This is a genomic window from Niabella sp. ZPM-14 (assembly GCF_055693045.2).
Genome location: NZ_CM181148.1, coordinates 2,928,411 through 2,941,114, shown reverse-complemented (window position 1 = coordinate 2,941,114; position 12,704 = coordinate 2,928,411). Strand labels below are relative to the sequence as shown.

Annotated in this window: 13 protein-coding genes; 4 read left to right on the top strand and 9 right to left on the bottom strand. The window is 45.1% G+C overall.

Annotated elements, in window-relative coordinates; translation table 11 throughout:
* Position 1 precedes the first annotated feature (1 nt).
* From ACU37H_RS12445 to ACU37H_RS12420, 6 genes are all read right to left on the bottom strand, one after another.
* A complete protein-coding gene (locus tag ACU37H_RS12445; RefSeq protein ID WP_472703971.1) occupies positions 2–397 on the bottom strand; it encodes a hypothetical protein in 396 nt (131 codons plus the stop codon).
* Positions 398–529: 132 nt separating this feature from the next.
* Entirely contained in the window at positions 530–1,018 is a 489-nt protein-coding gene (locus ACU37H_RS12440) for a hypothetical protein (RefSeq protein WP_472703973.1), read from the bottom strand.
* 6 nt (positions 1,019–1,024) lie between these two features.
* Positions 1,025–1,348, bottom strand: coding sequence for a hypothetical protein (locus ACU37H_RS12435; RefSeq protein ID WP_472703975.1), 324 nt, complete (start codon positions 1,346–1,348; stop codon positions 1,025–1,027).
* A 250-nt stretch (positions 1,349–1,598) separates the two neighbouring features.
* Entirely contained in the window at positions 1,599–2,156 is a 558-nt protein-coding gene (locus tag ACU37H_RS12430) for an RNA polymerase sigma factor (RefSeq protein ID WP_472703977.1), read from the bottom strand.
* A gap of 68 nt (positions 2,157–2,224) precedes the next feature.
* On the bottom strand, positions 2,225–5,095 hold the full coding sequence (locus ACU37H_RS12425; protein ID WP_472703979.1) for an outer membrane beta-barrel protein: 2,871 nt from the start codon (positions 5,093–5,095) through the stop codon (positions 2,225–2,227).
* A 12-nt stretch (positions 5,096–5,107) separates the two neighbouring features.
* Positions 5,108–5,305 carry a hypothetical protein gene (locus tag ACU37H_RS12420; protein ID WP_472703981.1) on the bottom strand — a complete coding sequence of 66 codons (198 nt, stop codon included), beginning with the start codon at positions 5,303–5,305 and terminating at the stop codon, positions 5,108–5,110.
* 27 nt (positions 5,306–5,332) lie between these two features.
* On the opposite strand from ACU37H_RS12420, the gene ACU37H_RS12415 reads away from it, so the two are divergent.
* From ACU37H_RS12415 to ACU37H_RS12400, 4 genes are all read left to right on the top strand, one after another.
* On the top strand, positions 5,333–5,971 hold the full coding sequence (locus ACU37H_RS12415) for a DUF5606 family protein (protein WP_472703983.1): 639 nt from the start codon (positions 5,333–5,335) through the stop codon (positions 5,969–5,971).
* A gap of 103 nt (positions 5,972–6,074) precedes the next feature.
* Complete coding sequence (locus ACU37H_RS12410) at positions 6,075–7,787, top strand: M3 family oligoendopeptidase (protein ID WP_472703985.1); 1,713 nt, start codon at positions 6,075–6,077, stop codon at positions 7,785–7,787.
* Positions 7,788–8,002: 215 nt separating this feature from the next.
* Positions 8,003–8,662 (top strand): YceI family protein, encoded by a 660-nt coding sequence (locus ACU37H_RS12405; protein ID WP_472703986.1) that lies wholly within the window; start codon positions 8,003–8,005, stop codon positions 8,660–8,662.
* 114 nt (positions 8,663–8,776) lie between these two features.
* Positions 8,777–9,289: a DUF2911 domain-containing protein gene (locus ACU37H_RS12400; protein WP_472703988.1), complete on the top strand. Its 513-nt coding sequence runs from the start codon at positions 8,777–8,779 to the stop codon at positions 9,287–9,289.
* Between the two features lie 44 nt (positions 9,290–9,333).
* Here ACU37H_RS12400 and ACU37H_RS12395 read toward each other — a convergent pair whose 3' ends face one another.
* From ACU37H_RS12395 to ACU37H_RS12385, 3 genes are all read right to left on the bottom strand, one after another.
* Positions 9,334–10,191: an MBL fold metallo-hydrolase gene (locus ACU37H_RS12395; protein ID WP_472703990.1), complete on the bottom strand. Its 858-nt coding sequence runs from the start codon at positions 10,189–10,191 to the stop codon at positions 9,334–9,336.
* A 384-nt stretch (positions 10,192–10,575) separates the two neighbouring features.
* Complete coding sequence (locus tag ACU37H_RS12390) at positions 10,576–11,880, bottom strand: MFS transporter (RefSeq protein ID WP_472703991.1); 1,305 nt, start codon at positions 11,878–11,880, stop codon at positions 10,576–10,578.
* A 122-nt stretch (positions 11,881–12,002) separates the two neighbouring features.
* On the bottom strand, positions 12,003–12,509 hold the full coding sequence (locus tag ACU37H_RS12385) for a DUF2335 domain-containing protein (RefSeq protein ID WP_472703993.1): 507 nt from the start codon (positions 12,507–12,509) through the stop codon (positions 12,003–12,005).
* Positions 12,510–12,704 lie beyond the last annotated feature (195 nt).

Genomic DNA, 12,704 nt, shown 5'->3' with positions numbered 1-12,704 from the left:
GTTATTTTCTCTTGTGCAGGGCCGGCTCAATCTCTCCCTTCCATTTTTTGTACTGCTCTTCGGTCAGCTCTTCTTTGAGTCGCTTTTCACGCGTCGCGATCAGCGCCTCATTTCTTTTCCGGACGCTCTGAAAATCCTGGCTGACCAGGCCTTGTGTCAGGCCGGATGCCGGGCGCTGGATATTATTTTTAAGCTTTTGCTGCTCGGTATAAAATTCGTTGAAGATCTCCTCGAGCGTGCTTCGTTTTTCTTTTTCGGGTTTAAAGGCTTCATCCAGCCGTTCCATGGCGAGTGCCACTTTAGCTTTTACCTCCTTATCAGATGCTTTCTGAGCCCGGGTCACACCGAAACCCAGGAGCGTGATAGCTACCAATAAAATAAATGCTTTGGTTTTCATCCGTAAATTTTTATTTATTGAATTCAGTCGGACGGAACGCTACGCCAGTCATTCACCGATTCATTGAACGAGCGTTTCATTTAATAAGACTTTATTATAAGAGGCTAAATTTCCGTAAAAGTTGCAAAGGATTTAATCGTCTGCCGGGGGCGGACCAGGTTTTCTTGGTTTTCCTTTGTTAATGATTTTGACCATCAGGGAATCATAAGCAGCTTCCTGTTCGGGCGTACACATTTTCCTGGTTTCCACAAAATGCCTGTACGCACTGATTTCCAATCGTTTTTGTAAGCGTCCTGCTGAGTCAGCCAGGTTTTCCAACACCGAGTCGGGCACATTCTTCTGGCGCGTCAGCGCGAAGATGGCATTTTTAACACGGATGATATCATCCATCCGGGCCTTTGCCTGTGCCCAATGTGATTTTTTAAGTTCGTTAAACCGCGCTACCTGGGCATCATCAAAGCCCACTTCTTTTTGTAAAATGGCAGCGAAGCTGTCTTTACCCCTTTCCGTTTGCGGCTTTTTACAGAAATACAGGAAATAGCCCAACACGAGGATGTTGGTCAGCAGCAAAAGAAAAATGATAAAAACCAGGAATTTATTAGTAGATCGACTTCGGGTCATTAGTATCTATTGATTAACGTCGTTAACGGCCAGTATATAGTTTTCGTTTTGAATCACATCGGTAACACTGTTAGAAGCAAAGGAACTGATTTCCTGCTGCTCGTCATAATCAGAGCTGGCAACAGTGACGATATTGGCCAAAACGATCGCGGAAAGACAGGCAAATGCGATAGCCGGACGGGCTACCCACTTCACCGCCCTGGACCAGAAACCATTTTCCTCCCTGATCCTGGCCATGACGCGTGTATGCATAAAAGGCCTGGCTTCGGCACGTGAGATGCCATCGAGGCTGTTTAAAATATTTTCAATTTCCGTTTGGGATCTTTTCATGTGCTTGTTGTTTATGCTGAGTCCACATGCAACCGGCATTACCGGACCCGCAAAAAAATAAGTTATTTTTTTAATATCCTCAAAAAAATCAGGATTTCTTATTTTTTATTCATCCTTTCCAGTGCCTGTTGCAGAACAGCCGATTTATAAAGATCTGGCAATCCATCCGTTAGCATCCGCCAGGATGCTTCTCTCACGTTTCCTTTCTGATTAGACGTTCTTTTTTGCTTTTACTTGTAAAATAGCCTTTTTACCCCTCCAATATTTTTTTCAAATTGTTCTTTGCACGGTGCAGCAACGACTCGATGGCCGATACGGTTGTCTGCATGATCTCACTGATCTCCTGGTAGCTAAGCCCCTCTATCTTATTTAGAATGAACGCAATCTTTTGATTTTCCGGCAACTTTTCTACGGCGCGGAACAATATGGCTGCATTTTCCTTTTGATCGAGCACTACACCGGGGTGGTTAAAATCGGGTGGGTTCACTTCTACCTGCGCATCGTCGCCGAAAATGCTTTTGACAAATCCAAAACGCTTCTTCCTTTTTTTCTTCCGCTCGTGATCGAGCGATTTGGTAGTCGCGATGCGGTAGAGCCAGGTGGAGAATTTAGATTCCCCTTTAAACGAATGGATGGACTGATATACCTGAACAAATACCTCCTGCGCCAGATCTTCAGCATCCTCTTCGCTTTTGACAATGCCCAGACACGTATTGTACACCATATTCTGATATGTGTCTACAATATGCTTAAAGGCGGCTTCGTCCCCCTGCTTTAACTGCTCTACAAGTATTTCCTCGCTAACCAAGAGTTTAGTTTGTTGCTAAAATTCAGGCAGCGATATTACTACATTTTTTTTTAACCTTCTAACCCCGGCTAGAACATGGGACCTCCCGGCCGGCCACCACCGGGAGGCGGTCCGCCCCGCCATTCCCTCCTGTCACCGTCCTCGGAAGCAGCAGGTTTGCCTTTCCCGAAATTGCGGAGACTGTAGGTGAATGTCAGCATGAAGTACTGCTGCAGCACGCGGCTCCTGGTGTCTTGTATAATATTGGGCTCAATCGTTCTCGAGATGCTCTGATTCTGTTTCAGCAGGTCAAATACCGAAAGCTTTAACTCTCCCGCCTTGTTCTTGAGAAATTTCTTTCCAAGCGCAGCGTTCCACAACCAGTAAGACTGGTTCAGCCCCTGGCTCAGACCGCTGTAAGTCTGGTTGGTCACATCATTTTGAATGAACCAGCCATTTTTACTGAGCAGGTTGACAAAGATGCCCGCCTGCTGGTTGACATACTTGTTATTCCTGTTGTCTGCTGTACTTACCGAATTATTGAAAGCAGCGTTGTACGAGAGGTTGAAATCTACGTACTCGCTGATGTTGCTTCCCCAAACGACACCGCCGGAATAAGCCGTCGATGTCGTTTTCGTTCTCAGGTAATTGATCAGACCTGGCCTTTCGGTGAAATTAAAACCGGCGTTCAGGTTGATGTTTGATTTAAGGGCTTTGAGTGGGAAACTGTATACGAAATAAGAATTCAATTGCTTGTAACCATTCAGGTTGATCGGTTGTGAAAACTGTGACCCCTCTTTCAACACATATCCGTTCTGGATCGTGGAGTCGGCGCTCCGCGCGATATACGTGGCGGTCGTAATATAATTATTGGTAAGTTGTCCAAAGATATTGGCGAAAAAGCTGGTCCCTGTTTTACGGTTGACAAATGAATACCTGGCCGATCCGAAATTGGTGTAAGATTGTTTCAGGGCCGGGTTACCGCTTCTTACATTGAGCGGATTGCTGATATCGAGCACATCCTGCAGGTCTGAAATAGAAGGAAATTCAGTCCGCGCACGATAGTACAGCCTGAAGTTGCTGTTCAGCCCGATTTTTTTGGACCAGCGCAGGTTGGGCAAAATCGCGTTGAAATGTTGGTTCACATAGGCCGTTGTGGGGAAGTACCGCTCACTTTCCAGCCTGGAGTTCTGAAAGTCTACACCCACCGAGAACTGGTTATCGCGGCTGCGACCCAGGCGATAGTCAAGCTCAGCCGTGTTCGTCGTGATCGTATTGTCAAATTCATTAGAAAACTCGGGCCGGAAAATGGTGTATTCCATCCCGTCAGAATCAAAAGTGCGCTGATCAGCCGTATTTTTCTGCACCTCTCTTTCGTATTCAATCTCGATTTGTCCTTCCTTACCCAATGGTTCGGAATAATTGATCCGCCCGGAGTACCGGAAGCCGTTGGTGTTATTGTATTTGTACTGATCCAGCAGGGAATCCAACACTTCCGGCTTATAATACTTCAGCATATTGTAGTTGTATGAATCGCCGTCGTTCTTATTCCATGCGGTCTGAAAGCCCAAAGAAAGGGTACGCCCTCGTTTTGCAAACGAGTGACGATACATAATATTGTTATTGATGTTGTACCCGTTGCGCTGCGCGCTTGAGTTGCCGGCGGCACTATTGATGGAGTCGGAATTGTTGTAGTAGGAATAGCTCGAATTATTCAAATAGTCAGTTCTGTTATCCTGGAAACTCACCGAAGGAATAATATATAAGGTGTTATTGGAATCGATCTTATACTCCATTCTTAGGTTGAAGCGGTGATTATTATTCCTGGATGTGTTGAGGAAATTTTGTCCGCTGTATAAAATTGTATCAGGGTTCAGTGTACGTTGAGTAAAGGTTTCCGTTTCGTTCGTCGTGTTCGAGTTGTTGAAGAAGTAGCTGGCGGCTACGTCCACATTCTTTTTCTTGCCCCACTTATCACTGAAGTTTACGCCGAAAGCATTGGTTTTGCTGATACCCGGCTGCATGCCCACCGTGAAGTTGTCAGAACCGCCGCCATAGCCACCGCCCCGGTAACCGCCGCCGCGCCCACCGCTGCTGGTGAGGCCAAGCAGATCCTGTGACGCGAAGTTTTGCTGGTTGACATTGTTGAAATTTCCAACGAAAGATATACGCCGGTCTCCGTTAAAAAAACTGATGTTGCCGCCGGCCTGGTAGCGCTCATCGGTACCATAGCCTGCGTACACACGGCCGAACTGGCCATTGTTGACCTGCGTTTTAGTAACAATATTGATGGCCTTCACCGAGTTACCATCATCAAAACCGGTCAGCTGGGCCTGATCGCTCAAACGATCGAAAACCTGTATTTTATCAACGACTTCTGAAGGCAGGTTTTTTAGCGCCATCGTGGCGTCGTCCCCGAAAAAATCTTTACCATCCACGGTTACTTTTCTCACCTGCTCTCCCTGCGCGGTCACGGTTCCGCTGCGGTCTACCGTAATACCCGGCATCTTTTTGATGAGATCTTCTACTGTGGCATCGGGATTGACTTTGTATTGACCGGCACTGAACTGCGTGGTGTCTCCTTTTTGCGAAACTGCCGGTGCGGAGGCCACGATCACCACCCCTTCCAAAGTCGTCGTCTTTTTGGGAATATATACGTCATCGAGGTCTATCGAAGGCATAGAGTCGTTTAAAGAAACGGCTCTTAATAACATCTCGAAGCCGATGGACGTGCTCCTCAGGACATAGTCTCCCATCGAAAGATTCGAAAACAGGAAAGTTCCTGATGAGTCTGAAACCGTAGAACGCAGCGTGCTGCTATCTGCCGGGTTGAGTAGCTGAACCGTAGCGCCTTTTACAGCTATGCCTTCAATCGGATCCATCAACGTTCCCCTGATGGTTTGTCCCTGACTCACGATCCCTAAAAAGAGAAATAAAGAAATAAATCCAGCTACCTTCATAAAAATTTCCTGTTAGCCTTGTTGGACGCCCAAAAAATTGTAATCCTTCGCTAAAAAAGAAATTAAAAGAATCTTAAATACAATCAGTTCGGCATATTCAGGTTCAATTTTTGACTTTTCCCGATGAAAAAGTCCTGCTTTTAGCAGGCGACCGCCTGTCGAGTTGCGAAAGATCAGGCGCAGCTTCATACGCAATTTGTTATCCTTCATCGAAAAAAAATTAAATATTCCGAAGAAATGAGTCAGAATATTTATCTTGCGCCACTCAACATTTTTGTTATGGAGTATTATAAATTAGTTGCGGTTACAGGTTTACCTGGCCTTTATGAATTGGTAAGCAGTAAAAAGGATGGTGCTATTGTGCGTTCCTTACAGGACAAGTCGACCAAATTTGCGTCAACCCGTATTCATCAGTTTTCACACCTGGAAAGTATTGAAATTTATACCACCGGGGAAAATGTGAACCTGGTAGAAGTTTTTAATGCAATGGACAAAGATGACACCACGCTTCCGGACGCCAAGGACGACAAGGCGGTGAAGGCTTATTTTCAGAAAGTGTATCCCGATATGGACTTCGATCGCGTGTACAACAGCGATATGAAGAAGATCGTGAAATGGTTCGATATCTTAAAGAAAAATGAGGTCGAGTTGAAATTGTCAGAGCCTGAAGCAGCTGAAGAAACTCCGGAAGAAGCGGCAGCAGAAGCGCCTAAAGAAGAAGCGCCTGCTGAAAAGAAGAAGGCGCCTGCTAAAAAGAAAGCAGCGGAAAAAGAGGAAGGTGCTGCAAACGAAGAGGCTGCTGAAGAAAAGCCTAAAGCGGCCCCTAAAAAAGCAGCCGCTAAGAAGAAGGCTGCTGCCAAGAAGAAAGCGGAATAATTTATTATTAATAGACCAGGGCAAGGAAGTCCGTAAGTCAGGGAGCTAATGTGGTGCATTATCTTTCGGGCCTGCGGACTTTCGGCCTTCTCAACTTATAGCAATGACTGCAGATATTACAGCCAACCCGCGGCAATTCCTGCCCGCCGATTTTGAAGTGACCGATTGGAACACGTTAGAACCGTATTTCAAAGAACTGTTGCAAAGAGATATTAACTCGCCACAGCAGTTAGAACAGTGGCTGAAAGATCTCAGCGAGCTGGAAGCAGTGGTGAGCGAAGACGCCTGCTGGCGACAGATCAAAATGACCTGTGATACGGAAAACGCCGCGCTCGTGGAATCATTTAATTATTTCATGATGGAGATCCAGCCGAAAATTCAGCCCTATTCAGATCAGCTGAACCGGAAGCTGCTGGAAAATCCGTTTGCGAAGCAGCTCGAAGACCCGGCCTACTTCACCTATCTCAGAAATGTACAAAAGAATATTGACCTGTTCAGGGAGCAAAATATTCCGCTGCAATCTGAGCTGGCGGTGGAAGCACAACAATTTGGCGTGATCAGCGGGAAGATGAGCGTGGAGGTTGACGGCAAAGAATACACGCTGCAGCAGGCAGCCAAATTCCTGGAAGATGCCGACAGAAACGTTCGCGAGACGGTCTACCGTAAGATCGCTGAACGCCGTTTAGAAGACAAAGAAACCTTGAACCAATTGTACGACGGCCTGTTGCAAAAGCGCCACCAGGTGGCGCTTAATGCGGGATACGAAAATTACCGCGACTACCGGTTTACAGAACTGGGACGCTTCGACTACACCAAGGAAGATTCTTTCCAGTTTCAGGAAGCTGTAAAGCAATATGTATTACCTATTGTAGATAGTATTTATCAAAAGAAAAAGGAACGATTGGGTGTTGATCAGTTCCGGCCCTGGGATGTAGATGCAGAACCTGCGGGGGTAGCACCATTGAAGCCTTTTAAAACAGGCGGAGACCTGCTGCAAAAAACGGTAGCCTGTCTCAACCAACTGAACCCGTTTTTTGCTGCCTGCATTGAAAAGATGAACCAAATGAAACGGCTGGACCTGGAAAGCCGGAAAGGCAAGGCACCCGGCGGTTATAATTGTCCTTTAGCGGAAACGGGCGCACCATTTATTTTCATGAACGCGGCAGGAACATTGAACGATGTGATTACCATGGTTCACGAAAGCGGCCATGCGATTCATTCCTTTTTATCTCACCCATTGCCTTTGACCGGCTTTAAAGAATATCCCACAGAGTTTGCAGAAGTGGCGAGCATGAGCATGGAACTGTTCAGCATGAACGAATGGGGCGTATTTTTTGAAAACGAAGAAGAACTGAGGCGTGCAAAGGAGCTGCAACTGGAAAGAGTGCTCACGATATTTCCCTGGATTGCCACCATTGATAAATTTCAGCATTGGGTGTACGAAAACCCTACACATACGCATGAAGAGCGCTTGCAAAACTGGCGCCGGATCTCTGACGAGTTTACGCCGGCGACGCTCGATATTTCCGGATTGGACGCCTATCGCAATTACAGCTGGCAGCGGCAGTTGCATTTATTTGAAGTTCCGTTCTATTATATCGAATACGGCATTGCTCAATTAGGAGCCATTGGTCTGTGGCAGCAGTTTCAACGGGATAAGGAGGCAGCGCTGAACAATTATACGAAGGCACTAAGCCTGGGTGGTACGCGCACTTTGCCCCAACTGTTTGAAGCAGCCGGATTGAAGTTTGACCTGTCTCCAGCGCATATTAAAGGTTTGATGGAGTTTGTGAAGGAAGAAATGGACAAGGTGTAGGCGAACCACAATTGCCCGCGCGTCGCCGGACATCGATTTACTGCCCCCTATCCCCGATAAAAAATTGAACTCCCTTATTGATTTTTGCGATCCATGAAAATCAATAAGGGAGTTTTGATGTCAATTCCGGCTTAAAATTTGAGGCTCTTAATAAACTTTTTTCTAAGTGCTTTGTTGTAACCTACAATCTTAAAACTACTTAAATCAGATTATTTATGAAACAAATACTGTCACTATCATTAGCTGCAGCATTATTCCTTATTTCCTGCAATTCAGCGCCTAAGGCGGACGAAGCCAAAACAGAAGATCAAAAAGAAGTGGCTGCTACTGAAGGAGAAGCGTACAAAGTAGATTCTACGCAGGTAGCCCAGTTTATCGGAACGAAACCAGTAGGGCAGCACCAGGGAACATTCAACGTTACTGAAGGAGAGTTTTTCGTAAAGAACGAATCCGTTTTAACAGGCGGTAAACTCACTTTCGATATCAACAGTCTTAAAATAACTGATAAGGACACTTCAGGCGCTTACAAACTGAAAGGGCACCTGCTGTCTCCTGATTTCTTTGACGCCGCCAATCACCCCACCGCCACCTTTGAAGTTACTTCTGTAGAAGAGTATGTCCCCGACAGCACGAACAAGATCGTCCTGGACGGCGCTACCAATACCATCAAAGGCAACCTGACATTGAAAGGTGTTACTAAAAACGTGTCTTTCCCGGCCGCAGTGACCATTACACCTACAACAGTTACTGCCCGCGCCAACTTCAATATCAATCGTACTGACTGGGGATTGTTATATGGTAATGATCAGTCTTTAGGCGATAAATTTATCCGTCCTGAAGTAAACATCAGCTTTACGATTACGGCGTCCAAATAATTCTGACCGGCAGCGTATAATAAAAGCACTGTATTTTCGTTCCTAATTGGCAGGTTATTTGCACAAATGCTACCTGTCAGGCAGAAGTTACGTCATACATTAAAAGATATAAACATGAAGAAATTATTACTCTTATCGTTAAGCCTTTTCGCCATTCTTATGGTGCAAGCGCAAGACAAACAATCTCCTAAAAGCCCGCCGGCTACTACCAAGGCCGAACTGGCCAGTGGTGCGGTGGTTACCATCAGTTACAGCCAGCCTTCGGTAAAAGGAAGGACCATCGGTAAAGACCTCGAGCCGCTGCCCGGACAAGTTTGGCGCACAGGTGCTAACAAGGCTACCGTTTTTGAAGTAAGTAAAGACGTTACTGTGGATGGAAAGGCTTTAACAGCTGGTAAATATGCGCTGTTTACATTAGTGGACGGAAAGACATGGACCATCATATTTAATAAGACCTGGGATACCTGGGGTGCTTTTAAATACAAGGAGGCCGAGGATGCGCTTCGCATTAACGTTACTTCTGTAAAAGCGCCTTCTTTTTCAGAGAAATTAAATATCACTGCCAACGACAGTGGTGAAGTAACCCTGCTTTGGGGCGACAATAAAGTTAGCTTCATGGTAAAATAAGAACAAGGCATTATATAAAAAGGCCGCCTCTCTGGGGCGGCTTTTTATATATCCGTAAGCTTGAACAGATCCTTCACCCTGATTCCCTTGTCGGTTTGTTGCAGTGTACAGCATTCGTTTACAGGATCATGTTCAAAAAATAACACATAATCGTTTTCCAAAGCCTCCTTTAAAAACGCCTCTTTCTCTGACATGGTGATGAGCGGCCTGGTATCATAAGACATCACGTAAGGAAGTGGTATATGACCTACAGACGGCAACAGATCAGCCATGTAAACAATGGTCCGGCCTTTGTAAACCAGCTGAGGCAACATCATGGCGTCTGTATGTCCGTCGGCGAAACGGATCTGCATCCCATCCATAAACGGCGCGCTATCGAGGCTCCCGCGCTTTTCTCTTTCTTTAATAAATTGAAGTCTTCCGCTCTCCTGCAAGGGGAGGATATTCTCCTTTAGAAAAGATGCTTTTTCCCGCGGGTTAGGTTCAGTAGCCCATTGCCAATGATGAGCGTTGCTCCAGAAGACGGCATTCTTAAATGCTGGAACGAGCTGATCGTTTTCCCTTTTTATAGCGCCGCCTACATGGTCAAAATGCATGTGGGTGAGGAATACATCAGTGATGTCATCCCGGTGAAAGCCGTGATGGGCAAGACCTTTATCAAGGCTATCCTCTCCATGCAGGTAGTAATAACCGAAAAACTTTTCGCTTTGCTTATCGCCCATGCCGGTATCTACGAGGATCAGGCGATTTCCCTCCTCAATCAAAAGTGAGCGCAAAGCCCAGCTGCACATGTTATTCTCGTCGGCCGGGTTTAATGTATTCCAGATACTTTTAGGCACTACGCCAAACATGGCGCCGCCATCCAGCTTAAAATGTCCGTGATTGATAGTGTATAAATTCACAATTGTTGAGCTATTTCATTTAAATGTTGTTGAAGCCGGGCATTAGATAGGTTATCGAATCCCGATATCACATATACTTAATAAGTACGGAAGACCGAACGATTTTGACACAGGTGATGAAACAGGCACCGCCGCTTTTTCTCCTTTTGATTTGGATAGCAAGCCTTATTTTGTAACAATCGTTCCCGAAGGAACGCCCGCGTTGCTATTCAGTTTAATTTGTGACAAGCCGATTAACACTTCCCTTTAAAAAAAAGATATTCTTTAGAAAGTTGTTGTAGTTCCTTATCAAGTCCATGCACTTCATCAGCTGGCTCGCCAACTCAAACGCTTCTTTATTCTTAGGTTTTACAATAATCGCATCCTCGTTTAAAATTACAAAAATTACTTTTGATCGGCCCGCGCCTTATGTAATGCCGCATACAGCCAAAGCAAGCCAATTGCGAAAAAGACAATGAGCGACAATACTGAATTTTTCATGCTGCCGGTCAACTCCTCAATATAGCCAAAGGTGAAAATGCCGATCACGATAGCGATCTTTTCAGTAAAGTCGTAATAGCTGAAAAAGGACGCGGTGTCTTTTGTCGGCGGCATCAGTTTGGAATAGGTAGAACGGCTCAACGCCTGGATGCCGCCCATAACCAGCCCCACTAATACAGCCAATCCGTAAAAATAATATTCCGCGCTGGCACCACTTTCCGCTATCTCTGCCGTATAAAAAGCCAGCACACAAATGACGATCCAAAATAAAATGACGCCCATCAGCACCTTCAGATTACCGAACCGCCCCGAAAGACGCGACATACTCCAGGCGCCCAATATAGCTACCAACTGAATAATAACGACTGTAACGATCAGGTTTGTATCGGGCAGTTTTAATAGTTTACTTCCGAAGATCGTTGCGGCCAGCATGACGGTCTGCACACCCATGCTGTAAAAAAAGAAGCCTCTTAAAAAACGCTTTAAGACCGGCATACCTTTCACTTCGTTATACACTTTTTTTATCTCCACAAAGCCGTCCTGAAATATATTGCCGCCTTTCTTGCCCTTCGAGGTCGAGTCAGGAAGTCGCGCAAAAGTTATTTGTGCAAACGAAAACCACCAGATCCCAACCACTAAAAATGTGATGCGTGTAGCCAATCCCTGGTCGGGTAAGAACATGACCAGCACAAAACCCACCACCTGCATGATCACGCTGCCGATATATCCATAAGAATAGCCGCGGGCGCTGATCCGGTCCTGGTCTTTCGGCGCCGCAATTTCAGGCAGGTAGGCATTATAAAATACGAGACTGCCTACATATCCCATGGCTGCCAGCATAAAAGCAATGACGCCCAAGCCCAATGTTTCCGATTTAAAAAAGAATAAAGAGCTACAGCCGATAGCACCCATGTAACAAAAGAAGCGCATGAAGTTCTTTTTATTACCGCGGGTGTCGGCAATAGAAGTCAAAACCGGGTAGGAGACGGCCACCAGCAAATAAGCCGCTGCCAGAATATAATCATACAAAGAAGAATTAATAAAGTCCCGCCCCAGGAAATGTACATGGTGATCCACGCCGTTGTCCGTCACTGCCAGGAAGTAAATAGGAAAAAAGGTGGTCGTGATCACCAGGTTGTATACACTGTTGGCCCAATCGTACATGGCCCAGCCGTTGGTAATCTTTTTGGAGGCGGTTTGTTGCGTCATGTTATTATGGTACAATAGAAATGACTTGCTATGCCTTTAAACATCGCATACAAGAAATAACTGCATCCGGATATAAAATTGTAAGTCAATTACGGGATATTCTTTATTACAAATTCAAAACGTTATTTTCTACCAAGTACAAAAATTGAAATAATTGAAGAGAAGCCTCCAATGCCTAAGATACTCGCGGGAAATGGCTGATTAAGATATGCACATAAAATTGCTGCTGCAATAAACAAGATCGAAAGTATAAAGCCCAAAACTTGGCCTCGGTTCGATCGTTTGTTGTCTGAATCAACTATTTTGTGATTAAGCTCGTGTCTGTTTGATGAGTTTTGTTCAGCCATTTTAAGAACTCTATCTGCAGCGCCCGGCAAAATTTTTTCATACCCTCTTAGAATTTCCGGATGAGGTAATGGTCCTTCAAATACACTTTCTTGTCTGACCTCAATAAGAGAAACTTCAGCAATTTTTTTAAGCTGAGTTTCTGTCAAATCTTTTAGCTCCGGCTTCTTTTTGAATTCTTCAACGACTTCCTCTATTTCATGTTCTGGAATTTCAGAATTATCTTGACTTTTTTGCAGTTGTCTTGTCGATTCTTTATCGACATTTTCTTTGTCTGATAACATATCGCTTTAGTTCAATCTTTAATTACTTAAAGGTCTTTTTCAAGGCAGAAAATTTCTTTAATGATTTATCTATGTCAAAGCCTACAGCCTTAAAGTCACTCGATATTAATTTAAAATCATCTACATCTGAAAAATGCAGGTTTTGACAATTTCTGACATTATAAAGATCAAAAAGCGAAGCCATACCACTTCTAA